Origin of the sequence: Thermococcus celericrescens, from assembly GCF_001484195.1 — an archaeon.
Lineage (GTDB): Archaea > Methanobacteriota_B > Thermococci > Thermococcales > Thermococcaceae > Thermococcus > Thermococcus celericrescens.
Genome location: NZ_LLYW01000004.1, coordinates 20,753 through 42,729, shown reverse-complemented (window position 1 = coordinate 42,729; position 21,977 = coordinate 20,753). Strand labels below are relative to the sequence as shown.

26 protein-coding genes and 1 pseudogene are annotated in these 21,977 nt (G+C 53.7%); 14 read left to right on the top strand and 13 right to left on the bottom strand.

Annotated elements, in window-relative coordinates:
- Positions 1-49: 49 nt before the first annotated feature.
- On the bottom strand, positions 50-595 hold the full coding sequence (locus APY94_RS01520) for a DUF998 domain-containing protein (RefSeq protein WP_058937960.1): 546 nt from the start codon (positions 593-595) through the stop codon (positions 50-52).
- 117 nt (positions 596-712) lie between these two features.
- Between APY94_RS01520 and APY94_RS01515 the strand changes: the two genes are divergently transcribed.
- Positions 713-910, top strand: a complete 198-nt coding sequence (locus APY94_RS01515) for a hypothetical protein (RefSeq protein ID WP_058937959.1) — start codon at positions 713-715, stop codon at positions 908-910.
- A gap of 3 nt (positions 911-913) precedes the next feature.
- Here APY94_RS01515 and APY94_RS01510 read toward each other — a convergent pair whose 3' ends face one another.
- From APY94_RS01510 to APY94_RS13985, 3 genes are all read right to left on the bottom strand, one after another.
- The gene (locus APY94_RS01510; protein ID WP_058937958.1) at positions 914-2,002 is read right to left on the bottom strand and encodes an SLC13 family permease; all 1,089 of its coding nucleotides are present in this window, start codon (positions 2,000-2,002) and stop codon (positions 914-916) included.
- Positions 1,992-2,444 (bottom strand): hypothetical protein, encoded by a 453-nt coding sequence (locus APY94_RS01505; RefSeq protein ID WP_058937957.1) that lies wholly within the window; start codon positions 2,442-2,444, stop codon positions 1,992-1,994. Before APY94_RS01505 ends, APY94_RS01510 begins: the two co-directional genes overlap by 11 nt.
- Before the next feature lie 124 nt (positions 2,445-2,568).
- Positions 2,569-2,790, bottom strand: a complete 222-nt coding sequence (locus tag APY94_RS13985; protein WP_394325668.1) for a 2-oxoacid:acceptor oxidoreductase family protein — start codon at positions 2,788-2,790, stop codon at positions 2,569-2,571.
- A gap of 406 nt (positions 2,791-3,196) precedes the next feature.
- On the opposite strand from APY94_RS13985, the gene APY94_RS01500 reads away from it, so the two are divergent.
- Together APY94_RS01500 and APY94_RS13095 are read left to right on the top strand one after the other, a co-directional pair.
- Positions 3,197-3,727 (top strand): hypothetical protein, encoded by a 531-nt coding sequence (locus tag APY94_RS01500; RefSeq protein WP_058937956.1) that lies wholly within the window; start codon positions 3,197-3,199, stop codon positions 3,725-3,727.
- Entirely contained in the window at positions 3,702-4,043 is a 342-nt protein-coding gene (locus APY94_RS13095; RefSeq protein WP_169791795.1) for a hypothetical protein, read from the top strand. Before APY94_RS01500 ends, APY94_RS13095 begins: the two co-directional genes overlap by 26 nt.
- Here APY94_RS13095 and APY94_RS01495 read toward each other — a convergent pair.
- The 8 genes from APY94_RS01495 to APY94_RS01465 form a co-directional block, all read right to left on the bottom strand.
- Positions 4,040-5,575, bottom strand: coding sequence for an Eco57I restriction-modification methylase domain-containing protein (locus tag APY94_RS01495; RefSeq protein ID WP_058937955.1), 1,536 nt, complete (start codon positions 5,573-5,575; stop codon positions 4,040-4,042). The two genes, APY94_RS13095 and APY94_RS01495, sit on opposite strands and share 4 nt — an antisense overlap.
- 20 nt (positions 5,576-5,595) lie before the next feature.
- Positions 5,596-5,751: a hypothetical protein gene (locus APY94_RS13090; RefSeq protein ID WP_157065429.1), complete on the bottom strand. Its 156-nt coding sequence runs from the start codon at positions 5,749-5,751 to the stop codon at positions 5,596-5,598.
- 182 nt (positions 5,752-5,933) lie between these two features.
- Positions 5,934-7,085, bottom strand: a complete 1,152-nt coding sequence (locus APY94_RS01490; RefSeq protein ID WP_083500583.1) for a SufD family Fe-S cluster assembly protein — start codon at positions 7,083-7,085, stop codon at positions 5,934-5,936.
- On the bottom strand, positions 7,085-8,512 hold the full coding sequence (sufB, locus tag APY94_RS01485; protein ID WP_058937954.1) for a Fe-S cluster assembly protein SufB: 1,428 nt from the start codon (positions 8,510-8,512) through the stop codon (positions 7,085-7,087). Before sufB ends, APY94_RS01490 begins: the two co-directional genes overlap by 1 nt.
- Positions 8,490-9,233, bottom strand: coding sequence for a Fe-S cluster assembly ATPase SufC (gene sufC / locus APY94_RS01480; RefSeq protein WP_058937953.1), 744 nt, complete (start codon positions 9,231-9,233; stop codon positions 8,490-8,492). Before sufC ends, sufB begins: the two co-directional genes overlap by 23 nt.
- Before the next feature lie 111 nt (positions 9,234-9,344).
- Positions 9,345-9,869 carry a ferritin gene (locus tag APY94_RS01475; protein ID WP_058937952.1) on the bottom strand — a complete coding sequence of 175 codons (525 nt, stop codon included), beginning with the start codon at positions 9,867-9,869 and terminating at the stop codon, positions 9,345-9,347.
- 49 nt (positions 9,870-9,918) lie between these two features.
- Complete coding sequence (thiI, locus tag APY94_RS01470) at positions 9,919-11,010, bottom strand: tRNA uracil 4-sulfurtransferase ThiI (protein WP_058937951.1); 1,092 nt, start codon at positions 11,008-11,010, stop codon at positions 9,919-9,921.
- 1 nt (position 11,011) lies between these two features.
- Positions 11,012-11,983, bottom strand: coding sequence for a ThiF family adenylyltransferase (locus APY94_RS01465; RefSeq protein WP_245610371.1), 972 nt, complete (start codon positions 11,981-11,983; stop codon positions 11,012-11,014).
- A 133-nt stretch (positions 11,984-12,116) separates the two neighbouring features.
- On the opposite strand from APY94_RS01465, the pseudogene APY94_RS01460 reads away from it, so the two are divergent.
- From APY94_RS01460 to APY94_RS01435, 6 genes and pseudogenes are all read left to right on the top strand, one after another.
- A pseudogene (locus tag APY94_RS01460) lies at positions 12,117-12,652 on the top strand (nitroreductase family protein).
- Positions 12,653-12,744: 92 nt separating this feature from the next.
- Positions 12,745-12,966 carry a hypothetical protein gene (locus tag APY94_RS01455; RefSeq protein ID WP_058937950.1) on the top strand — a complete coding sequence of 74 codons (222 nt, stop codon included), beginning with the start codon at positions 12,745-12,747 and terminating at the stop codon, positions 12,964-12,966.
- Complete coding sequence (locus APY94_RS01450; RefSeq protein ID WP_058937949.1) at positions 12,963-13,289, top strand: hypothetical protein; 327 nt, start codon at positions 12,963-12,965, stop codon at positions 13,287-13,289. Before APY94_RS01455 ends, APY94_RS01450 begins: the two co-directional genes overlap by 4 nt.
- 62 nt (positions 13,290-13,351) lie before the next feature.
- Complete coding sequence (locus tag APY94_RS01445) at positions 13,352-14,656, top strand: cytochrome c biogenesis protein CcdA (RefSeq protein WP_058937948.1); 1,305 nt, start codon at positions 13,352-13,354, stop codon at positions 14,654-14,656.
- A gap of 12 nt (positions 14,657-14,668) precedes the next feature.
- The gene (locus APY94_RS01440) at positions 14,669-15,022 is read left to right on the top strand and encodes a DUF302 domain-containing protein (protein ID WP_058937947.1); all 354 of its coding nucleotides are present in this window, start codon (positions 14,669-14,671) and stop codon (positions 15,020-15,022) included.
- Between the two features lie 240 nt (positions 15,023-15,262).
- Complete coding sequence (locus APY94_RS01435; RefSeq protein ID WP_058937946.1) at positions 15,263-15,697, top strand: 4Fe-4S dicluster domain-containing protein; 435 nt, start codon at positions 15,263-15,265, stop codon at positions 15,695-15,697.
- 26 nt (positions 15,698-15,723) lie between these two features.
- Here the strand turns inward: APY94_RS01435 and APY94_RS01430 are convergent, their stop codons facing one another.
- Positions 15,724-16,176 carry an arsenate reductase ArsC gene (locus APY94_RS01430; RefSeq protein ID WP_058937945.1) on the bottom strand — a complete coding sequence of 151 codons (453 nt, stop codon included), beginning with the start codon at positions 16,174-16,176 and terminating at the stop codon, positions 15,724-15,726.
- A 146-nt stretch (positions 16,177-16,322) separates the two neighbouring features.
- Here APY94_RS01430 and arsB point away from each other — a divergent pair, with 146 nt between their 5' ends.
- From arsB to APY94_RS01405, 5 genes are all read left to right on the top strand, one after another.
- Positions 16,323-17,417 carry an ACR3 family arsenite efflux transporter gene (gene arsB, locus APY94_RS01425; protein ID WP_058937944.1) on the top strand — a complete coding sequence of 365 codons (1,095 nt, stop codon included), beginning with the start codon at positions 16,323-16,325 and terminating at the stop codon, positions 17,415-17,417.
- A gap of 108 nt (positions 17,418-17,525) precedes the next feature.
- The gene (locus tag APY94_RS01420; RefSeq protein ID WP_058937943.1) at positions 17,526-19,238 is read left to right on the top strand and encodes a 2-oxoacid:acceptor oxidoreductase subunit alpha; all 1,713 of its coding nucleotides are present in this window, start codon (positions 17,526-17,528) and stop codon (positions 19,236-19,238) included.
- Positions 19,235-20,110, top strand: coding sequence for a thiamine pyrophosphate-dependent enzyme (locus APY94_RS01415; protein WP_058937942.1), 876 nt, complete (start codon positions 19,235-19,237; stop codon positions 20,108-20,110). Before APY94_RS01420 ends, APY94_RS01415 begins: the two co-directional genes overlap by 4 nt.
- Before the next feature lie 46 nt (positions 20,111-20,156).
- On the top strand, positions 20,157-20,609 hold the full coding sequence (locus tag APY94_RS01410; protein WP_058937941.1) for a peroxiredoxin: 453 nt from the start codon (positions 20,157-20,159) through the stop codon (positions 20,607-20,609).
- Positions 20,610-20,708: 99 nt separating this feature from the next.
- Entirely contained in the window at positions 20,709-21,938 is a 1,230-nt protein-coding gene (locus APY94_RS01405) for an FprA family A-type flavoprotein (protein WP_058937940.1), read from the top strand.
- Positions 21,939-21,977 lie beyond the last annotated feature (39 nt).

The following is a 21,977-nucleotide window of genomic DNA, read 5'->3' as shown; positions in this document are numbered from 1 at the left end:
GTATATGAGACTTTGGGGTACCCTTGTAGAACCGGGAACGGAAGAGCAGTTAGAGACTGGAACGCGTATGACTTACCGCGACTAGAAGGGCAAAAACCATTATCAAGACTATCTCGTAGGTCTCTATCAGCGCCACAGATGGCCACTCCAGAAAAGTCCCAAATAGGGCGAGCAGGAAAATTAGAACGGACCCGTATCGGACTTCCTTTCTCTCGCTTCCAGCACCGTAGATCAGTGCCCCGAGGAAGAACTGGATGAAGAAGTACGTCGAGACGAAGGAGTGCGGCCTGGTGCCGGCGTGGAAAACGCCTATGAGGGCGAGGAACAGGGAAGAGATGCTGACGTAAGCCCCACCAACCGTCTGGAGCCTGTTCTCCGATGCAAGGACGAGGTAAATGGAGAAAACAAACATGAACACCGCCGTCACGATGAGGCCGTAGTTGTATATGCTCGGTGACCTGGCCATTTCGGGCGAGCCGAGGTCGCTGAGGGCGTTGTGGAAGAATGAAAACCACCCGTTCCTGCTTATGCTCCAGGCGACGAAGAGCCAGTAGACGATGCCTCCAGCAAATCCGGAATATCTTATGAGACGCATGATGGCCAACCCAAAAGCTATTGCCTTTTTCAGTTATTTATGCCTTCCGTGCTTTTGGCCATTTTTGGCCAGAAACGTTTATACCGCTTCCAGAGAAAGGAGAACCGGTGAAAAAGAATGATTTTGAAGCTTTCCCTCCTTGGAACTGGCATTGCGTTTGGCCTGTTCCTCCGGGGGAGTATCCCGCCCGCTGTAGGCATCCTCCTGACGAGCCTTTTTGGTCTTTACTCCATCCTGGGGAGCAGCGCCCCGGGAATCGAGGTTCCCTGTGACCCGCGCGAGGACATGGGCACCTACAACCCTAAGCTCATCTGATAACTAAAGCCACAAAATCAGGAGGGATAGAAGAGTAACCAGAAGGAAGTAGGGAACCGAATAGCGGTGGAACTCCTTAATCCCAACCCGCGCTATCCTCACCGCTATCAGATTGGCCAGCGAGCCGATTATCAGGCCAGTTCCGCCAACGTTTACGCCAGCGGCCAGCGGGAGCCACTCACTCCCTCCAAGCAGGAGAACCGTGGCCGGGACGTTGCTTACCAGCTGGCTCAGAAAGGCAGAGGTCAAAAAAAGGCCGAGTCCGGGGTGGGGGAAGAAAACCCCCGAGGAGGAAAGGATGAGTGCAATTTCCCCGAAGTCCGCAAAGATGAAAGCAAACGTCAGGAGGAGCGTCCAGTCAACGGCGAGGGGGACTTTCCTCCCAATCAATAACAGCACTCCAAGGGTTATTGGGAAAGTCCAGAGCGCCTTCCCCTCCTGGGCAAGGATAAGGTCCACCGCGAGGAGGATTATAGACGCCCAGAGGAGGGATTTGTGAACGCTCACAGGGGGAAGCTCCCTTTGCTTAATCTCGCCTTTGAAGATGAAGTAAGCGAAGAGCAACAGGAGCAGAAGCCAGGTGAAGACGAAGGGGAGCATCCGCAGGACGAAGGAGTGGAAGGGAATCCCATAGTGGTTCCAGATTATGACGTTCTGGGGATTCCCGATGGGGGTTAAAGCCGAGCCGACGTTGGCAGCCATAGAGGAGAGAATTACAAGACCGCTTAAATCCTTCCCTGAGATCCGGGACAGGGTTAATATGAGGGGGATGAAGATTAGCATGGCGGTGTCGTTCATTATGACGGTGGAAGAGATGGCTATGGTGGGTAGGAGAATGAAGGCCAGCCTTCTCTCGGAGCCGCCGGATAGAGAGAGTAGCCTGCACGAGAGGCGCGTGAAGATTCCCGACAGCTCAAGCCCCCTTGAGACGAGTATGAGCGAGCCTATCAGATAAAGGCTCCCCCAGTCCACCAAACCGGGCGTTCTCCGGAGGAGAGAGCCGTCCCTGAGGAGGAGGGCTAAGTAGAGGATCACTAGAGCGGAGAGGAACCACTCCCTCTTTAGAAAGTTCCTAACCCCTTCATAGGCCATGGCGCCTTATCTCCTCTGTGAGTCCGTAGTCGGGTACGATTTCTTTCCCATCTGCCGAGATGCGGACGTGGAGGACTACGAAGCTTCTCCACGCCACCGGGACAACCCAGCAGTTTTCCGGCTCTCTGAATTCTGCCGCTGGGAGAACTCGAACCTCCTTTAGTATTCTTTCAGCCTCTTCAGCAATTCCTTCAACTTCAAATGGCCTCGAACTTCTTGGACGGCCCTTTGGAAGTGGTATTCTCCTTTCGGGATCATAATGGAGCCTATCAATGGCAAAATTCAGGTAGAGAACGGGGACATCAACTCCGTCGGGCTTCAGAATAGGCTCCCCAGCCCTGAATAGCGGCAGGGCTTTTCTAACCAGTTCGATGGCCCTCTCTGCGTTCTCAATATTGAGGGCATCGTTGCACGGTTGGCGGTGGAGGTGTGGAAGAGGCATATTAATTCACCGGATTGTGTTTGAGAAAAAGGTGTATATGTTTTGTGTTTGGGAGAACCAAGAAACAAAAACAAGACTCCGCTTAGAAAATAGGGGACAAAAGAGAAAAATCAAAGAAGCTCCTTCATCGCCCCATATCCAAGCCAAAGGCCCTTACGTTGGCCTCCACCGCCTTCTCGGGCACACTTACCTTCACCGCTTCAAGCATCATCTCCTTGTTTATAGGGAAGTCCAGGAGGGCAGTTAGGGCACCAACGAGGACGCCGTTCTGAGCGAGTGCCGTTCCGACCTCCTCCGCCAGCCTGAGAACATCGATTTCGTAGAGCTTCGCCCCGGCCTTCCTGATGTTCTCGACTATCTCATCGTAGGCTACATATCTATCTTGCCCTTCACGAGGTTCTCGGTCTCATGTGGATAGTGGATAAGGCGCGTATTGTTATCACCGTTCCACAGGGCTTGAGGAAGTATATGTGGCTAAGAGCCTCCATTGGCTCGAGGGCGGCTCTAACTATGGCCTCGTTGATCAGCATATACCCCGTTGGGCTCCCCTTTCAGAACCTCTTTGGGGAACATGGAAACACCGTAGGGTTTAGGAAGCGAACCTATATATCCTTGTTTCTGGACAGAAAAAGATAACGTTAAACATTCTTGAGATTGAAAGCAGAAGTGCTTACGACTCTGTACAACAGAAGCAAAGCTCTGCAAAACAGTTTTAATTTGTCCATGTTTTAGTTTCCTACGGGGTGAAAAGCATGGAAACCAACTCCTGTCATACTTTAAAAAGTCCCGTTATTAAGAAGTTCTGTGAGTCCATAACGAAATTAGCCAGATCTTCAGGAGGATACTTCGAGCCAATTCAGGACGACTTTCTTGAAGCATACTACCAAATCGTTGAAAAGGTCCGTATTGAGGGCGGGCTTCCAGAGGGAGAGTACCGACAGAAAGGAAATGCATTTAGGGATTTTATCAGCGAATTGATTTACGTAAGATCCGAAGGAACCTACCGCCTAACAGATAGGAGGATTCCCGGATATTCTGAGAGAACTCACGACGTTGATCTCGCTTATGTGAGAGATAATACCGTTTTAGTGGCCGGCGAAGTCAAGATGACAGGTAGTCCAAAGCATAAGAAGGGAATAACGATTCAGAAGGAAAGAAAGACGCAGAGCGACTTAGATAAAAAGATTAAAGGAAGTCAAGTTCACCGCAGTGGATCTAAAACTTCGCTACACTCCAGAAGAGGCCATAATAAGTGCTGTGAACTCCAAAAACACCCTTTCTGAAGTTTCCAACAACAGTTGGTGGATACGGTGGATTAATAGTTCTATTCCCGGTTTTTATTCATTCTGGGCATCCAGGCTTGCATCGGGTCGTTTTGACAGTAGAACAGGAAGGAGAGTAGATTTTGATAACCCCGACCTTCTTCTCGAAAAATTCAGGAATCTCCTAAAATACAACAACGCGGTAGGTCTTTTCATGTTCCGAGAAGAGAATGGGAGATATGTCCCCGTTGAAACTGAGAGGATCAAAAGGGAGAGAATTTCAATAGACGACGCGGTTAAGGATCTTATAAAGTTCCTGGATGCACACTCGGACTAGCCAAGGCTCTTTTTCATCCTTCTTTCCTGGGGACGCTTCCAAGCCTCCTCAATAACCTCAACATCCCTCGGCTTCAATCCAAGTTCTCCCTCAAGTGCGACTTCATTGACAATAGCAACGGCATCAGTGGTTCTTTTAGCCCTTAGCAGCCGGTCAACTTTCGAAGAGATATCAAGAATTTCTTTCGGTTCTTCAGGCATTGGAATTAAGATTTTCTCAGCTTCTTTTGGCTCAATCTTTAGGACACCTCCCCCGTAAAATCTCCCCACAAGCTCGGCGGAGAGCAATGTTAGGGAGTTATAAAACAGAGTGGAGAGTAACCTTGGTTCAAGTTTCCTCTTAAGGAATATCTGATGAATTGTGTTTGTGCTAGTGGCTTTCCGCTCATTTACCACAATCTCATTGGAAGCCATTTTGGGCACTTCGTGGGACATATAGCTCATAAAAAGGTCTGGGGACCTAACTCCAGGCACGGTATACCATGTTTTTCTTATTCTAACTTTGTAGCGAGATCTAACGTTAAGCTCCTCCCCTTTTTTGGTGAGGTATTCCCTTACTCCAGACCCCAGTTCGTCCCATGGTTTTGTAACATACAGAAGATAGCACTTCTGGCCGAGCTTTTTGATAAGCTCCCAGTCAGAGTTGGTAACTTCAACTCCGGGTATTTGTTCAGCCCGAGAGATTAAGGGTATTAGGTACTCTTTCTCAATTCCCCACGAGTTTGCTTCTTCCTCTGTTAAAGTAAAGAACTCGTTGCTTCCCGTTACGACTCCGATTGTTACTATCCCCATCTCTCCAAGAGGAATAGCCCTCTCTCTAACTTTGTTAAGCACTTCTGCTAGGGAACCCCCCAGGCTTTGCGGGAGCATATATTTTGTCCATTTTTCATCGGGATTCGGGTGTGTGAGCAGGAAATTCGAAGACTCTAAATCCAACCCAGAGAGCTCCCGTTTATCAGTAACTTCTATAAATCGAACCCCGTAGGGTCCAGATTTGCTGGCTAAGAGCAAAACTGTATCTTCGAGAATGCTTGGGAATACCCTCCTCTCAAACGAGATTATTGTGATGTTAGAAAACTTCTTCAGAAGCCATTTTCTAAATGGTTTTGCATATCCAACGTGGAGAAGTTTCGAAGGAAGTACCATTGCAAGACGGCCATCTTTTTTAAGAAACTTCTCTGCATGAATTACGAATGGAACCCACGAGGCAGTCAGTTCGGGGAGCTTAACCCCCTCTTCGAGGGCCGTTCTGAGAGCCTTCTCTCTGGTTTTTCCCAAAAAAGATTGATATCTAATGTACGGAGGGTTCCCAACGACGACGTCTACCTTTGGAATTCTGGGGGCTGTAAGCAAGTTATTCAGGGTCTGCTGGCCTCTTGGGGGTTCCAGATCAAAAAAATCTGCATTTATCAAGGTGGGTACAAAAGAAAACTCAGCCAAAAGAAGTTTTTTAGTCTTTTCAAGTATTTCGGAATCTATTTCTATCCCATAAACCTGTTTAGACACGTCTTCTGGCAAAGCACCGAGTTCCATCAACCGCCTGATTGCCGCCCTTAAAAAACACCATCCCCACAGCTGGGTTCGAGTACCAAGTCTTTAGGACTTTTTATCGCCCAATTAACGAGAAATTCTGCAATTTCAAAGGGAGTAATAACTTGGCCCAACTTTTTTATTTTCTCAAGAGCTGGTGCTTCGGCCATTCTTTTCACCTACTCGAGTATACTCGAGTCATGATTATAAAATTTTCGGAAGTAATCTTGGACGTATGGCACAGAGCATAATGAGTTTCAAGTTGGGACCTCCACTATTGATTCTTAATTCGCGACTTAGTTCTAATCCAGATTAGGATCACAGTCCAAATTCCAAGGAAGAAACGGGAAAGGGGAAAAACTCACAGAAGTTCCTCAGTAAGGCTCATCACACTGCTCCTCGCCTTGCTCCGGAGCCTTTCGAGGTGGGAGCTGAGGGCCTCCCCTATGCCGTGCACGAAAAGGCTCAGCGCCTCCTCCCTGTCTAGCCCGCGGGAGCGGAGGTAAAACAGCGCGTCCTCGTCGAACTGTCTGACCGAGGAGGAGTGGGAGGCGTTCTCTATCTCCCCCGTGTCCACTTCGAGCATCGGCACACTCACGCCGAGGGAACCCTCGTCCATTATGGTCACCTCCGAGACCACGACGCTCGATGAGTTTCTGGCCCTCTCGAAGACCTTGGCGGTTCCCCTGTGGACCGTCCAGCCATCCCTGTAGGAAAAGCCGTGGACTCTGGTCTCGCTCACCGTTTTTTCTCCGTGCTGGAGGACGTTGGTTAGGTAGTCAACGGCCGAGCCTATACCTATGGGTATTCCCCTCAGGAACAGCTCGCTCCCAGCCCCTTCGAGAGAATAGTCCTCGCGGTGGTGGCTCATCCTGCCGCCGTGAACCACGGTGAAGGCTTTAACCCTGCTCTTCCCTGCCAGGCTTGCCCTCAAGAGGTAATGAGAGAGGCTTTTGTGCTTCCCAATGGTGAGAAGCTCTATCTCCGCGTTTCTGGCCTTCAGCTCAACCACGAAGGACTTAGTTCCATCCTCGGCCATATCGTAGATGATGATCGGCACTCTGGCGTTCTCGACCTCTATGCTCAGGTGGTGGCTTATGAAAGCTCTCTCCGAGAGGTGGGAGACTATCACGAGCGGTTCGGCGAGGTTTTCCCTGATCTTGAGCCTGTAGGCCTTTTTGAGGGCGTAGAAGTGGAAGCCCAGTATCCTCGACTCCTCGGGCTGCGATAGTCCGAGTGTCCCCTCTGTAAGCTCGACTCCATTGGGCAGATCAAAGCTCGCCTCGCTTCCCGAAAGGGTGACGTGCCCCCTAACCAGAACCTCCCCTGCTTTGGCCTCCGTCGGGAGCTTTAAAGGGGAGTTCTCCTCGAAGAGCTTCCACTTCGTGTAGCTCCTTATCGTCGGGCTGTCGCCGTACTTCTGATAGGTGAGCTTTTCAAGTGCCTCACGGGTTATAATGTGCTCGTTAGAGAGTCCGAAAGGACGCTCGTTAGAGAGCTCGTTAGAGCGCATCACCCAACACCCCCAACCTCGCTGAACTCCAGCTCTATGACCTTCTTGAGAACCTCGACGTACTCGAAGGGAAGTCCTTCGAGAATTTCGCTGATGAAGCCGAGGATTATTAGGCTCTTCGCCTCTTCCTCGCTTATGCCGCGGGAGTTCATGTAGAAGAGCTTGTCCTCGCCGAGCTTTCCGGTCGTTGCCTCGTGGATTATGCTCGCTGAAGACTCGTCGTTCTGGTTGTGCGGGTAGGTGTAGGCCTTGCTCTCCTCGTCGAGGATGAGGGAGTCACAGGACACCGTTGCCGTCGAGTTCTTGGCGCCTTTCATTATTCTCACCAGCCCGCGGTAGATGTTCGTCCCGCCGTTGGCGCTTATGCTCTTTGAGACTATCTTCGAGCTGGTGTTTGGAGCCAGATGCCAGGTTTTGGCGCCGGTGTCCTTGAGGTAGGGTCCGTTGCTTAGCGAGACCACGTATTGAGCTGTCCTCGCCCCTTCTCCCTTCAGGACGCTTGACGGGTAGGTGTAGGTTATGTGGCTCCCTATGCTGCCCTCTATCCACTCAACGTAGGCGTTCTCCTCGATTATCGCCCTCTTGTTGTTGAAGTTGATAACGTTCCGGCTCCAGTTCTGTATGGTGGTGAACTTGACTGTGGCGTTCCTGTGGGCGTAAATCTCTACCATGCCGTCGTGGAAGGAGAAGCCCTTGTACATCGGTGCCGAACAGCCCTCTATGAAGTGGACGTAGCTCCCCTCGTCCGCTATTAGGAGGGTGTGCTCGAACTGGCCCTCCAAAGCCGAGCCTATGACGAAGAAGGCCTCAATTGGGAAGGGAACCCTCACCCCCTTCGGGATGTAGACGAAGGCCCCACCGCTCCAGAGGGCGTGGTGTAAAGCTGAAAACTTGTGCTCCCCCGGCGGAAAGACTTTTCCGAAGTAGCGCTTGACGATGTCCGGGTACTTCTGAACCGCTTCCTCCATCGGCACCATTATTATGCCCTTCTTCTCGAACTCCTCCTTGAGCTGAGAGTAGACGCTCTCGCTGTCGAACACCGCCGTCAGGCCGGACAGGAATTTCTTCTCTATCTCCGGGATGTTGAGCCTCTCAAAGGTCTTCCTGATGTTCTCTGGCAGGTCGTCCCAGTCCTTAACCTCGCTGCTCACCTCTGGCTTTGAGTAGAGGGAGAAGCTCTCCAGGTCAAGCTCCTCGATTCCGACCACCCACCTGGGCATCGGCAGTTTCTGGAACAGCTCAAGGGCCTTAAGGCGGTGCCTGAGCATCCACTCGGGCTCGTTCTTTATGCGGGATATCTCCCTGACGGCGTCCTCGGTGATCTCGCCCCTAAGCTCGATCTCCTTCGGGTAAGGGACTGCGGTGCCAAGGATCTCCTCGAGGGAACCCGCCTTGAGTATCTCTTCAAGCCTTGACTGCTGTGCCATTACCACCCACCGCCGCGAAGCCCTTCTCCTCTATGAGCTTTACAAGCTCCATTCCGCCGGAAACCACCAGCTTTCCGTCCTTCAGCACGTGCACCTTCTGGGGGTTCAGGTACTCCAGTATTCTTCCGTAGTGGGTGATGAGAAGTATCGCCGTTCCCTCGCTGTGCAGCTTGGCTATCACCCCGGCGATGACCTTGAGGGAATCAACGTCCACACCGCTGTCCGGCTCGTCGAGGATGAGCAGTTTGGGCTTCACGAGGTAAGCCTGAAGCATCTCCAGCTTCTTCCTCTCACCGCCGGAGAAGCCGACGTTGAGCTCTCTGGAGAGCATTGAACTGTCGAGGCCCAGCTCCTCCACGGCCTGGAAAATCCTGTCGTAGGCCTCAACCTCGTCTATCCCTTGCAGGTTCTTCAGCGTCCTCTGGAGGAAGTTGATGACCTTGACGCCCTCGACCTCAACCGGATGCTGGAAGCTGAGGAAGATGCCCTTCCTGGCCCTCTCCTCGGGCTTTGCCCCGGTTATGTCCTCCCCGCCGAACAGTATCCTCCCCTCGGTAACGCTGTACCTCGGATGTCCGGCTATCGTTAAAGCCAGCGTGCTCTTTCCGCTTCCGTTGGGCCCCATGACGATGTGAAGCTCGCCGGAGGCCAGTTCAAAATCCACTCCCTTCAGAATTTCCTTATCGGCAACCTTAGCATGGAGATTTTCCACTTTCAGCATGAGCATCACCGTTTTTCTTTACCCGCGTTTGGGTAGAAAAGTACACTTTTAAAACCTTTCTTCACAAATGTGGGTAATCAAAGGATGCAAAACGGGACAAAAGGAAGAAAATCAGCCCCCAGCCTGAAGGAGAAGCCCCGGAAGCTTTGGCGCCCTCTGGCCGAGCTCCTGATCGAGCATGAAGAGAACCTGCGGGCTGCCCTTCGCGAACTTGAGCTTATCGACTATCTTTTTGACGCTCGCCTCCTCCTCGACCTGCTCGTTTATGAACCACTCAAGGAAGGCCCTCGTCGAGTAGTCCTTCTCCTCTTCGGCCAGTGCGGCAAGCTCGTTTATGCACTTGCTTATTAACTGCTCGTGCTCGTAGGCAGCCTCAAATGCGGCAAGCGGTGACTCCCACTCCTTTGGTGGCTCCGGGATGGCCTTCAGTTCGACCCTGCCGTTTCTGTCGTAGATGTAGTTGTAGAACCTCAGGGCATGGCCAAGCTCCTCCTCGGCCTGGGCCTTCATCCAGTTGGCGAAGCCCTCAAGGTTCATGTCCTCAAAATAGGCAGCCATCGAGAAGTACAGGTAGGCCGAATAAAGCTCCCTGTTCAGCTGCTCGTTGAGGGCTTCGAGCATCTTTTCGCTCAGCATCTCCACCACCTCCAGATATAGTTACACCCGGTTACTTTAAAAGCTTTCCTCATACCAGCCCTTCCCGCTCCAGCACCTCAAGCACGTGCTGAAACTCCTCAAGCTTCCCGCTTGTGACGACCCTGTCCGGCCGGAACGGACAGTCGCAGTAGGGATACTCAAGGAACGCCTGATAAGTACCTATCCTCCTGGCTATCGCCACTATCTCCTCCTTGTCCATGCCGAGGAGGGGCCTGTGAACCGGGAAGCGCACGCTCATCGTCTCGAAATACAGGTTCGAGAGGGTTTGCGAGGCCACCTGTCCGAGGCTGTCGCCGGTCACTATCCCGAGTGCGCCCTTTTCCCTCGCTATCTCCGCAGCCCTTCTCAGCATTGCAACTTTACAGACCACGCACGTCCACTCCCCCTTTCCCGCCTCGATGAGGGCCTTCACGTAGGGCTTCAGAATCTCAAAGTGGTTCTCCACTATCAGCTCTATCGGCTCCGGGGAGTAATCCTCAAGTATATCAACGACCTTCTCGACAACGTTTCTCGCGTTCAGCCCCTGGTCAAAGTGCACCGCAATGACTCCTGCGCCCCTCTTGAGCATGAGGAAAGCGGCAACGGGAGAATCTATGCCCCCGCTCAGCAGAACGACGACCTTTCCCTGAGTGCCAACGGGCAAACCTCCAACGCCCCTGAGCTTTTCGAGGAATACGTAGGCCTTCCCGGCTATTATCTCTATTCCGACGACGAGCTCAGGGTTCTTGAGGTCGACCTTCCAGCCGAAGTTCTCGACTATAAAAGCTCCGATCTCGCGGTTTATCCCCATGGAGGTCTTGAGGAAGGTTTTATCGAGCCTCTGGGTTTCCACCTTGAAGCTCTTCGGGTTAAAGCCCTTCAGAGCGTCCTTCAGGTAGGCCGGAATCTCCTCGTAGTCCATTTCCCTCGCTGGAGATACCGAGACGACGCCGGGAACCTTGGCTATTATCTGGGCCGCCTCGTCGGGGGCATCGACCAGTATCCGCCCCCTGATTATCTTCGCCCTCCCCTCTATCCCCTTCCTCCTCAGTGCGGCGAGTACGTTGTCCCTGAGCTTCCTCTCGAATTCCCTCCTTTTGCCACCCTTGATGCCAACTTCGCCGTAGCGCACGATTATCACTTCAACCACCCAGATAGCGGGCAAAGAAGTTCTTGGCTTCCTTCTCGTCTTCGGCACCGCGGATTACCATTCTGCCCGTCTTGAACACCAGTATCTCGGCGTAGTCGTCCTCGAACTGAATGAACTGGCTCGTCTTCAGGTATTCGATGCCGAGCTTCTCAAGCCTCTCCGCGAACTCGTCGAGATTTATGCTCATAGGCACGGGCGGTGTTACCTGTATCGAGCCGTCGCACATGCGCTCGACCTTTATCCGCTTTTCGAGAAACGTGAGTTCCTTCCTCACACAGGCGGGACAGTCTTCCCTCCTCGGTATCCTGACCTTCTCGAAGTCCATGCTCTTGAGGTCGAAGAAGAACAGCTCGCTCTCGACCTCCTCGCCGAGCAGAATCTTTGCAGCTAGGGCAACGGCAAGCGATGCCGCGAAACTCGGAACGTAGCTCAGTATCCCTGCTATCGCGCAGGTTGGCAGGGGTCTCTCCGGGAGCTTGGGCATCAGACAGCGGAAGCAGGCGGTTTTTCCGGGGATTATCGGCATTATGTTGCCGTAGGTTGCCAGAACACCCACGTAAATCCATGGTTTTCCCGTCTTTATCGCGTAGTCGTTCACAACCTGGCGGGTGTAGATGTTGTCCGTTCCGTCGATTATCAGATCAGCTTCGTCGAGAAGACCTACCGTTCCGGGGTTGAGGTCTTCGAAGTGTCCGATGACTCCAAACCTCTCCTTCAGAACCTCGACCTTCGGCTTTCCGACGTCCTCCTTGGTGTATATAGTCCTGGGAAGGTCGCTCTCGTCCACGAAGTCCCTGTCGATGACGATTATCCTTCCAACGCCGAGCTTGTGGAGGAAGTAAACCTCCCAGCTGCCCAGCGCGCCGGCTCCGACAACGGCAACGGTGCTCTCGCTCAGCTTTCTCTGTCCTTCAATTCCTATGATCGGGAAGTGCCTCGAAAAGTCCATCGTCACCCCTACCATGCTCTCACCATTGAGAAGTTTTAAAGCCCTCAAAAAAGGCTTTTGAAAACCAAAAGTTCTGGACAGTTCTGGGAAATACCAAAGCTGGGAAAGGGTATTAAACGGGTTTCAGGAAATCCTCCTCGGTGGTGGCATGGAGTTCTCCGAGGTTCTCAGAAAAAGGAGGAGCGTGAGGCGCTTCCCGGAGAGGCCGGTTCCCCGCAAACTTGTGGAAAAGCTCCTTGAGGCAGCTTTTCTGTCTCCAAGTTCCTTCAACAAGAGACCGTGGCACTTCATTGTAGTTGACGATAGGGAAAAGCTCCTAGCGCTCTCAATGGCCAAGCTCGGCGCCTCCGGTCTGGCAACGGCACCAGTGGCGATAGTTGTTACCGCCGACGAAAGCAGGAGCGACGTCTGGTGGAAGACGCGAGCATAGCAGCTGAACACATACAGCTGGCGGCGTTCGACCTCGGCCTGTCATCGTTCTGGGTACAGATAAGGAACAGAATGCACGATGATAAAAAGACAGCAGAGCAATACGTGAGGGAGCTCCTTGGAATCCCAGAGAACTACCGCGTCCTCTGCATCATAGGGGTTGGCTATCCCGCGGAGAAAAAGCCTCCCCACGGCGATGAGGTTTTCGAGTGGGACAAGGTAAGCCTCAACCGCTTTGGTGAGCCCTGGAAGTGATTCCATACTGTCAACTGATTTCCATTTAATTTTCCAAGGTGCAAAAAATAAACGCCATAAAGAGACTGGAGTAGAAAGTCTCGGTGGGGTAAATGGAGGCGAAGGTGTGCAAATTCTGTGCCGGTGAAAGGCTCGATGAGGTTGTCAATGTCCTTCGGGAAGCCGGTTACGAGGTAAGCGTCGAGGGTTGCATAGGACTGTGCGCTAAGTACGACTGCGGGAGGATAAACGTCATCGCAGGAGAGGCTGAAATCTCCGCTTCAGGCATGGAAGAACTCATAACTCATCTCAAGGCAATGGGGGTGGGTCGATGAAGGCGCTGGTGATAATATCGAGCGCGGACGAGAGGGCAATCCCCGGCTTCATGTGGGCGGTCAACGCGATAAAGAACGGATGGGCGGAGGACGTTGAGGTAGTACTCTTCGGCCCCATTGAGGATGCGGTTGCAAAAGGCGATGAGCGTTTCGTCCCCTGGATAGAAAGGCTTAGAGAGCTGGGAAAGCTGCCAACGGCATGCAGGAGAATAGCCGAGGAGAAAGGCTTCGAGGACATCCTCGGAAAGCACGCCAGAGTCGAGTACGTCGGCGCAATCATCGCCGAGCTAATTGAGGAAGGCTACGTTCCGATGACGTTTTGATGAAAAAAGCTTCAAAAAAAGACTTTTTAACCACTCCATTAATCTTTTTTAAGGTGAAAGGAGTGCGCAGGGCGCTTTTGATGCTCGTGGTTCTATCGCTCTTCATACCACTGGCCAGCGCGGGAACCGTCAAATACGGGAACCTGTCGTTTCATGACGTAACGACCGAAAAGGAACTCCGGGAACTGGTCTTCTCGAACGATGGGGAGTATTTCTTCATCTTCTACCACTCCGAGAGCTGTCCCGCCTGCCAGTACATGAAGACGAACGTCTTTCCAACGGCCACCGCCGAAAAAGCCCTCAGCGGATTCCTCCTCGTCTCGGTGGACGTCTACAAAGGCCGCTCGATAACGACGCTCCGATACAGAATCTATGACCCGGTGATAGTCATCCAGCCGGAGAACGCGGGCTACTACAAACCCAAAACCCCCGGGGAAGAGATAAGCGTCGGCGTTCCGGGAACGCCAACCATGGTTGTTTTCAAGACCGTTAACGGGACGATGGTTCTGAAGGGAGTGGCCGCGGGCGCTCTGAACCCGGATGGCTTAGCGTACTTCCTGGAGAAGGCAACGGAAGGGGAAGAAACCCAAACTGCTATCCAGTCCGATGACCAAAAGCCTCCGAGTGCCCAAGATGTTTCAGAAACCGCGAACGGAGGAAGCAACCTCAGCCTCGCGGTCCTGCTCCCGATATTCTCCGCCGGAATAGTGAGTGTCTTCTCGCCCTGCGTTCTTCCAGTCATAGTTGGCACGCTCTCCCTGACCTTCGCGAGGAGGAAGGTCGAGGCGATAATCGCTGGAATGGTGGCTTCCTTCGCCCTGCTCGGTGCGCTCGTCGGCAGTCTCGGTGGCTACGCCTCCCAGATACAGGGAGCGCTCTACCTCATCGGTGGGATCGGCTTTGTGATAATCGGCGCGAGCTTCATGAGTGAACGCTTTAGTGCGAGGCTCGAAAGGCTCCTCAGCTTCTCCCCCGCCGACAGGGTATCCGGGAAGAAAGGCATCGCTTATGACTTCGCCCTCGGCTCCGCGCTCGGAGCGACGTGGTTCGGCTGCATCGCCCCCTACGTCGGCTTCGCGGTGATAACCGCTGCCCTGAGCGGGGACACGCTGAGCGGGGTCATCGTCATGGGAACCTACGGCCTGGGGATGGGCCTCACCGTCTACCTGCTGACGGCATCGAAGGACCTCGCCGAGTGGGTGAAGGGGAAGCTCCTCTCCGGAAGGCTCTCCCTGAGCGGGAAGGGCAGGGCGAGGTGGGAGATCGTCCTCGGGGTGGTTCTGATCCTGCTCGGCCTGCTGATGCTCACAGAGCTGACGCCGCTAAAGCTCTGGAGCTCGCTGTTTGAATCGCTCTCACAGCTCTAAGGAGGTGGTTTGATGTACAGGTACAGGAGAAAACTTAGCTTGGGCCTCAAGGAGGCCGAGGAGAAGTTTAAGGCAAAGCTTGAGGAGAAGGGCTACAAGGTTGTTCTTGAGTTTACCCCGAGCGACGTCGTAAAGGCCAGGGTCGGCGTCGATATGGAGCCGTACAGGATTCTCTGGGTCTGCAACCCCAAGATATTCTACGAGATGACGAAGGAGGACTACGAGATAGGCTCCTTTGCACCGTGCCCGGTGCTCTTCTATCAGAAGAACGGCGAAACCTACGTCGCCATAAACACCGCCGACGACGTGCTGGACATAATCAAGGAGCCCCTTGAGGTCGTCAGAGGGGTCATAGAGGAGCTCTGAGCCTCTCTTTTTTATTTAAACAGCCTCTTGTAAGCCTCACCCCTTGGTATGAACCTCGGCGAAGTGGAGTTTATGCAGTAGCGCCTCTCCCGAGACGACATCAACGTAAACTCACTCTTTGAGGCCGCCTGGCACTTGAAGACTCTCTGAACAGAACCGTCCAGAACCGATGGTTGGAAACAAAAACATATGAAAAATATTTTATATGAAAATTTTTTCTTGATTAATGGGGTGAAGGAAATGCCCAACGTGGAAGCTCCCGTCGTAGGGAAAGACGCCCTTGGAAGGCCCGTTAAGGATCTGAGCGTTGTCCCCTGGTGGGGGGTTGAGAGGAAGGAGATAGAATGGTACCCGAAGATCAACTACGACATCTGCGCGGGCTGCGGAATCTGTTTCGTCACCTGCGGGAGGAGGGTTTTTGACTGGGACTCAGAGGAGGGAAAGCCCGTAGTGGCAAGGCCCTACAACTGCATGGTCGGATGCAACACCTGCGCGATGATATGCCCCTGCGACGCCATCGAGTTCCCGCCAAAGGAGTACATAAAGAAGTGGGTGGCAAAGGGCCGCGTCACGAAGAAGGCCTTTGAGATAGTGAGTCAGATCACCAAGAAGAGCAACATGAGCGAGGAAGAGATAACGGCAACGCCCGATCAAGACCCTCCAAAGAAAGGATGAGGTATCAGGAGCATCAAGGATATCCGCTATTCAATCTTGAAAAGGCTCTTTCGCCCTATTATCTCCTCCCTGCTCTTCCCGGTTTTTAAGTCATCAATGAGCCTCAGGACGCGGCGCCTTATCTCGTCCCTGGCCTCCCGGTACTTCTCAATGGGCTTGCCGTAAGGGTCATCCAGCCCCCAGTCCCACGTTTTTTCGGGGGGAGCGTAGGGGCACCTGTCGAGGCAACCCATCGTTATCACGAGGTACGCTTTATCCGCCATCTCCTCGGTGTAGAGCTTTGGATACTGACCATCGAGGTAGATTCCAATCTCCTCCATTACCTTCATCGCGAGCGGGTCTATCTCCTCAGCAGGTTCTGTGCCAGCACTCATTGCCCTAAAGCGCGGGTCGTCGTTGAAGTGGTTGAAGAACGCCTCCGCCATCTGGCTCCTCGCTGAGTTCTTGACGCAGACGAAGAGTACGAGCTTTTCCCCCATTTTTCTCACCGGAAAAGGCTCCGAGACAGGCTTTAAATCCTTTGCCGCAGTAGTCTATGTAGCTATATAGCCCAGGAAGGGTAGTAAACCTAAGGTTCTGGAAACCTTTTTATTTGAGCATCTATTCAAATAATGGGGTGAGGGAAATGGGAAAGAAAGGGCTGAGTCTCTTCGAGAAGTACCTTTCGCTGTGGGTTCTCCTCTGCATAATCGCGGGCATAGCGGTCGGGAAGTTCTTTCCAGCGCTCCCGGAGGCCCTCTCAAAGCTCACCGTTGCGAACGTCAACATGCCCATAGCGGTGCTGATATGGGCGATGATATACCCCATGATGGTCAAGGTGGACTTCTCCGCGATAAGGAGGGTGCACAAGGGTCAGATGCTCAAGGGCCTAACCGTCACGTGGGTCACCAACTGGCTGATAAAGCCCTTCAGCATGTTCCTCATAAGCTCGTTTTTCATAGGTGCGCTCTTCTCGGCGAGGCTCGGCCTAATCGAGCCCTCGCTGGCAAAGGAGTACATAGCGGGAGCGATACTCCTTGGTGCAGCTCCGTGCACGGCGATGGTCTTCGTGTGGAGCTACCTCGCCGACGGAGACCCGCTCTACACACTCGTGCAGGTCGCCACTAACGACCTCATAATCCTCTTCGCCTTCGCACCCATCGTCGGCTTCCTCATGGGGCTCAACGAGGTTCCAGTTCCCTACGACACGCTCCTACTTTCGGTTGTCCTCTTCGTGGTGATTCCTCTCACAGCAGGCTACATCTCAAGGAAACACATCCTCAGAACCAAAGGACGGGAGTGGTTCGAGAGAGAGTTCCTCCCAAAGCTGGGCACCGTCTCAATCATCGGCCTTCTCCTCACGCTGATACTCCTCTTCTCCTTCCAGGGGGAGATAATCCTGGAGAACCCGCTTCACATAGTCCTCATAGCGATCCCGCTGACCATACAGACCTACTTCATCTTCGCCATAGCCTATGGATGGTCGTGGTTCTGGAAGCTCCCGCACAAAGTTGCCGCTCCGGCGTCATTCATCGGCGCCAGCAACTTCTTCGAGCTAGCGGTGGCAGTGGCGATAGCCCTCTTCGGCCTTGAGAGCGGCGCGGCACTGGCGACGGTCGTCGGCGTTCTGGAGGAGGTGCCCATAATGCTCAGCCTCGTCTGGATAGCCAACAGGACGAGGGGCCTTTTCACAGCAGAGTTTGAAGCGGGGAGTGCCGCACTGGCACTCACTGAGGAGTGATTCTCTCCCCACCATCCAAATATTTTTGGTTCACAAAAGAAAGTTATATAAGCCTAATTCACAAACCTTATGATGTCGAAAGTCGAACTTATATGGAAGTGATGTCGCATGGCGGAGTTTAAGGAAGACGTTTCTATAGTTCTCGGCGGGGCGGCCGGACAGGGAATTCAGACCGTCGAAGGGATTCTGACCTACGCGCTCAAGCGCTCCGGCTATCACGTCTATGCCAACAAGGAGTACATGTCCCGCGTGAGGGGCGGAATAAACGCGACCGAGATAATGGTCTCCTCAAGGCGCGTTAGAGCTTTCGTGAGGCGTATAGATATCCTCGTCCCCTTCAAGCAGGGTGTTCTGAGCTGGGTTGCGGACAGGATTGGCAAAAATACCGTCGTCCTTGGCGAGAGGGAGAACGTTGAGGAAGGGTTTATTGAGAAGGTGAACCTCGTTGAAGTGCCCCTCACAAAGCTCGCCCTCGAAACCGGGAGCCAGCTCTACCTGAACACGACGGCGGCGGGCTTAATAGTCGGCCTCTTCCACGGGGACTTTGATGCGGTCGAGGAGTACATAAGAAAGCGCTTCGGGAGCAAAGGTGAGAACGTTGTAATGAAGAACATCGAAGCGGCAAGAAAGGGTTACGACCTCGGCGTTAAGCTCTGCGAGGAAAAAACAATAGCCGTGGAAGTTCAGAAGGACGAGAAGGTTAAGGATGAGGTCCTTCTAACCGGCACGGAGGCGGTTGGAATTGGCGCCCTCGCCGGCGGCATGAACTTCCTCAGCTTCTATCCGATGAGTCCGTCAACGGGAGTTTCCACCTTCGCGGCACAGCACGCGGAGGAGTTCGAGATAGTTGTCGAGCAGGTCGAGGACGAGATTTCGGCCATAAACATGGCCTTGGGGGCTTGGTTCGCCGGGGCGAGGGCGATGGTGAGCACCTCGGGAGGCGGCTTCGCGCTCATGAGCGAAGCCATAAGCCTGGCGGGGATGGCCGAGAACCCTATGGTGGTGCATTTAGCGCAGAGGCCCGGGCCGGCTACCGGTTTGCCAACGAGGACGATGCAGGGTGACCTGAACCTGGTTCTCTACGCCGGACACGGCGACTTCCCGAGGATAATCCTCGCCCCAGGAAGCCTTGAGGAGGCGTTCTACCTAACCGTTGAGGCCTTCAATCTAGCGGACAAGTACCAGGTTCCGGTGATAATCCTCACGGACCAGTACTTCGTTGACACCTACTACAACCTCCCTGCCCCGGACGTTGAGAAGGTCAAGTTCGAGCGCTACATAGTTGAGGCGAAGCCCGGTTACAGGAGGTACGAGCTTACGGAAGATGGAATATCGCCCAGGGCAGTTCCCGGCTACGGCGAGGAAGTTGTGGTGGCCAACGGCAACGAACACGACGAGTGGGGGGACATAACCGAGGATGCGGAGCTTACGAGAAGGATGCAGGAGAAGAGAGCTATAAAGAAGCTCGAGACCATAAAGAAAAACGCTCCCCTGCCGAGGCTCGTTGGGAGCGAGAACGCTGAGTACCTTGTGGTCTCGTGGGGCTCAACGCTTCACGCCGTTGAGGAGGCCCTTGAGCAACTCGGAAGGGATGACGTGGCTCTTCTCCACTTCAGCTGGGTCTACCCGCTCAACCCTGAGACAAAGAGGCTCTTCGAGGGCAAAACGGTCATCGCCATTGAGAACAATATCACCGGCCAGTTCGCCGACCTGCTGAGAAAGGAGCTGGGCGTTGAGGTTCAGCATAAGGTTCTGAAGTACGACGGGAGGCCGTTTTCGGTGGAAGAGGTTTTTGACGCCCTGAAGGGGGTGATAGAATGAATCTGCCCACTGGCAGGGAGGCCTTTGAACCCAGAAGGCCGGGAAGCGAGGACGTTGCCTGGTGCCCGGGCTGCGGCAACTTCGGCATAAGGAACATACTCATCTCAGCCCTGGCTGAACTCGGCCTGAGACCGAGTCAGGTGGCGATAATCAGCGGGATAGGGCAGGCGGCAAAGATGCCCCACTACATCAACGCCAACGGCTACCACACGCTCCACGGAAGGGCGATACCCATAGCGACGGGCGTTAAGGCGGCAAACCCGGAACTGACGGTTATAGCCGAAGGCGGAGACGGCGACATGTACGCCGAGGGTGGCAACCACCTGCTCCACGCGATAAGGAGGAACCCGGACATAACGGTTCTCATCCACGACAACCAGATATACGGCCTCACGAAGGGACAGGCGTCACCGACGACGATGGTTGGAATGAAAACCCCGACCCAGCCCTGGGGAGTTTTTGAGGAGCCTTTCAATCCCGTCGCCCTGGCGATAGCAATGAACGCCTCCTTCGTCGCGAGAACCTTCATGGGCTACTTCCGGGAGAGCGTCGAGATAATCAAGAAGGCAATTCAGCACAGGGGTTTGGCCATAGTTGACATCCTCCACCCGTGCGTCAGCTTCAACAAGGTGAACACCTACGCCTGGTACAGGGAGCACACATACTGGATGGACGACGGGCCCTTTGACAGGGAGGCCGCTTTTAGGCGCGCGATAGAGACGGACCCGCTCCCGCTGGGAATCTTCTACGTGAACGAGAGGCCCACCTTCGAGGAAAGCGTCCCGGCCTACAGGAAAGACAAGACCCCGCTCTGGAAGCGCGGGCCGAAGCTCGACCTTGTGGAGGAGTTCTTCGAAAGCAAGAGGCTCTGAAACATTTTCTTTTTCAGCTTTAGCAAGAGTTAGTTGAGGTGTTGGTATGAACGTTGGTGAAAAGGCTCCGGATTTCGTTCTGAAGGATCAGAACGGTGAGGATTTCAGACTGAGCAATTTCAGCGGAAAGAAGGTTCTGCTGTCCTTCCATCCCCTAGCCTGGACCGGGATATGTGAGAAGCAGATGAAAGCCCTTGAGGAAAACCATGAACGCTTTGAGGGCCTGAACGTCGTTCCCGTCGGGATAAGCGTCGACGCCGTGCCGAGCAAGAAGGCCTGGGCCGAGCATATCGGCCTCAAGAAGCTCAGGATTCTGAGCGATTTCTGGCCGCACGGGGAGGTTGCAAAGCTCTACGGCCTGTTCCGTGAAAAGGATGGCTTTTCCGAGAGGGCAAACGTCCTCATAGACGAAGACGGGAAGGTGGCGTTCTTCAAGGTCTATCCGATAAGGGAAGTGCCCGACCTGGAGGGGATATTCGGGCTCCTGGAGGGAGGGTGAGTTCCTTTTCAAAATTTTAACTCTACCCAATTTCGTCCTTAACTTTTTGGTCAAGAAAGGCTTTTTATGCTTCCGCACCAAATAGGTTCGGTGATAGAAATGCCGGATGTGAAAGTTGAGAAGATTCTTGACGATCCGGAGCTCTACATAATCCGGGTCGACGATGACAGGATAAGATACTTCGAAGCCACATGGGACATCCCCGAGGGGATAACCTACAACGCTTACCTGATGAAGCTTGACGGTGCGACGGTTCTCTTCGACCTGAGCAAGGCCGAATATACCGACCTCTTCATGGAGGCCCTCGAAAAGCTGGTCGATCCAAAGGAGGTAACCCACGTTGTAATCCACCACACCGAGCCCGACCACACCGGGGCCTTACCGGCCTTCCTTGAGGCCAACGGCTACAAAGCCAAGCTCATAGGCACGAGTTTCGCCAAGCGTTTCCTGGAGGGATTCTACGGCGAGAAAGTCGTTGAGAACTTTTACACAATCAAAGATGGAGAGGAGATGAAGATAGGGAGCAGAACCTTCCGCTTCATAACCGTCCCCTGGCTCCACTGGCCGGACACGATGATAACCTACGTGGTTGAGGACAAACTCATGTTCAGCTGCGACGCCGGCGGCGGCTACTCAATTCCACCGGCCATAGACGACAGCGACGAGGAGGTCGTTAAAAAGTACCTTCCCCACGTGACGAAGTACATAGTCACGGTCATCGGCCACTACCACAAGTACATCGTCCAGAACATCAAGAAGCTCAAGGGCCTCGGCATAGTCGAAGAGGCGAGGATGATACTCCCTGGACACGGCCTCATATGGAGGAAGAACCCGGCCAGGATATTCGAACACTACGAGGCCGTTGGGGCGGGAAAGGTCACGAAGGGCAAGGTCCTGGTGCTCTACGACTCCATGTACGGCTTCGTTGAGAGGAGGATGGAGATAGTCCTCGACGAGCTGAGGAAGAACGGGCTGAACCCGGTCGTTTACCGGTTCACGGACAAGGAAGCCCCTGCGGTGAGCGACATACTGGGTGAAGTCCCGGACAGCGAGGCGATAATCATCGGCGCCTCGACCTACGAGGCCGAGATACACCCGCGCATAAGGTACGCCCTCTACGAGATAGTGGACAAGGCCAACTACGAGAAGCCGGTTCTCCTCGTTGGAGCCTTTGGATGGGCCGGGGTTGCCGGCAAGAAGATGGAGACCCTGATAACTCGCAGCAAGTTCGACCACGTCGACACCGTCGAGAGCCGCGGTATGCCCAGGCCGGAGGACGAGGAGCGGCTCAGGGCGGGCGTAAGAAAACTTGTGACGTGGATCTCGTAATGGGCTTTTCTTTTTCCAACCCATACAAGTTTAAATACT

Bases quoted from the DNA above. Each gene is read 5' to 3' on its own strand.
- APY94_RS01465 (WP_245610371.1), bottom strand. From the start codon at position 11,983: ATGGTAGGGGTGACGATGGACTTTTCGAGGCACTTCCCGATCATAGGA.
- APY94_RS01435 (WP_058937946.1), top strand. From the start codon at position 15,263: ATGCCCAACGTGGAAGCTCCCGTCGTAGGGAAAGACGCCCTTGGAAGG.
- APY94_RS01510 (WP_058937958.1), bottom strand. From the start codon at position 2,002: ATGGCCTATGAAGGGGTTAGGAACTTTCTAAAGAGGGAGTGGTTCCTC.
- APY94_RS01475 (WP_058937952.1), bottom strand. From the start codon at position 9,869: ATGCTGAGCGAAAAGATGCTCGAAGCCCTCAACGAGCAGCTGAACAGG.
- APY94_RS01405 (WP_058937940.1), top strand. From the start codon at position 20,709: ATGCCGGATGTGAAAGTTGAGAAGATTCTTGACGATCCGGAGCTCTAC.
- APY94_RS01505 (WP_058937957.1), bottom strand. From the start codon at position 2,444: ATGCCTCTTCCACACCTCCACCGCCAACCGTGCAACGATGCCCTCAAT.
- APY94_RS01415 (WP_058937942.1), top strand. From the start codon at position 19,235: ATGAATCTGCCCACTGGCAGGGAGGCCTTTGAACCCAGAAGGCCGGGA.
- sufB (WP_058937954.1), bottom strand. From the start codon at position 8,512: ATGGCACAGCAGTCAAGGCTTGAAGAGATACTCAAGGCGGGTTCCCTC.
- APY94_RS01450 (WP_058937949.1), top strand. From the start codon at position 12,963: ATGAAGGCGCTGGTGATAATATCGAGCGCGGACGAGAGGGCAATCCCC.
- APY94_RS01430 (WP_058937945.1), bottom strand. From the start codon at position 16,176: ATGGGGGAAAAGCTCGTACTCTTCGTCTGCGTCAAGAACTCAGCGAGG.
- APY94_RS01440 (WP_058937947.1), top strand. From the start codon at position 14,669: ATGTACAGGTACAGGAGAAAACTTAGCTTGGGCCTCAAGGAGGCCGAG.
- APY94_RS01515 (WP_058937959.1), top strand. From the start codon at position 713: ATGATTTTGAAGCTTTCCCTCCTTGGAACTGGCATTGCGTTTGGCCTG.
- APY94_RS01490 (WP_083500583.1), bottom strand. From the start codon at position 7,085: ATGCGCTCTAACGAGCTCTCTAACGAGCGTCCTTTCGGACTCTCTAAC.
- APY94_RS01455 (WP_058937950.1), top strand. From the start codon at position 12,745: ATGGAGGCGAAGGTGTGCAAATTCTGTGCCGGTGAAAGGCTCGATGAG.
- APY94_RS01410 (WP_058937941.1), top strand. From the start codon at position 20,157: ATGAACGTTGGTGAAAAGGCTCCGGATTTCGTTCTGAAGGATCAGAAC.
- APY94_RS01500 (WP_058937956.1), top strand. From the start codon at position 3,197: ATGGAAACCAACTCCTGTCATACTTTAAAAAGTCCCGTTATTAAGAAG.
- APY94_RS01420 (WP_058937943.1), top strand. From the start codon at position 17,526: ATGGCGGAGTTTAAGGAAGACGTTTCTATAGTTCTCGGCGGGGCGGCC.
- APY94_RS01495 (WP_058937955.1), bottom strand. From the start codon at position 5,575: ATGGAACTCGGTGCTTTGCCAGAAGACGTGTCTAAACAGGTTTATGGG.
- arsB (WP_058937944.1), top strand. From the start codon at position 16,323: ATGGGAAAGAAAGGGCTGAGTCTCTTCGAGAAGTACCTTTCGCTGTGG.
- sufC (WP_058937953.1), bottom strand. From the start codon at position 9,233: ATGCTGAAAGTGGAAAATCTCCATGCTAAGGTTGCCGATAAGGAAATT.
- APY94_RS01520 (WP_058937960.1), bottom strand. From the start codon at position 595: ATGCGTCTCATAAGATATTCCGGATTTGCTGGAGGCATCGTCTACTGG.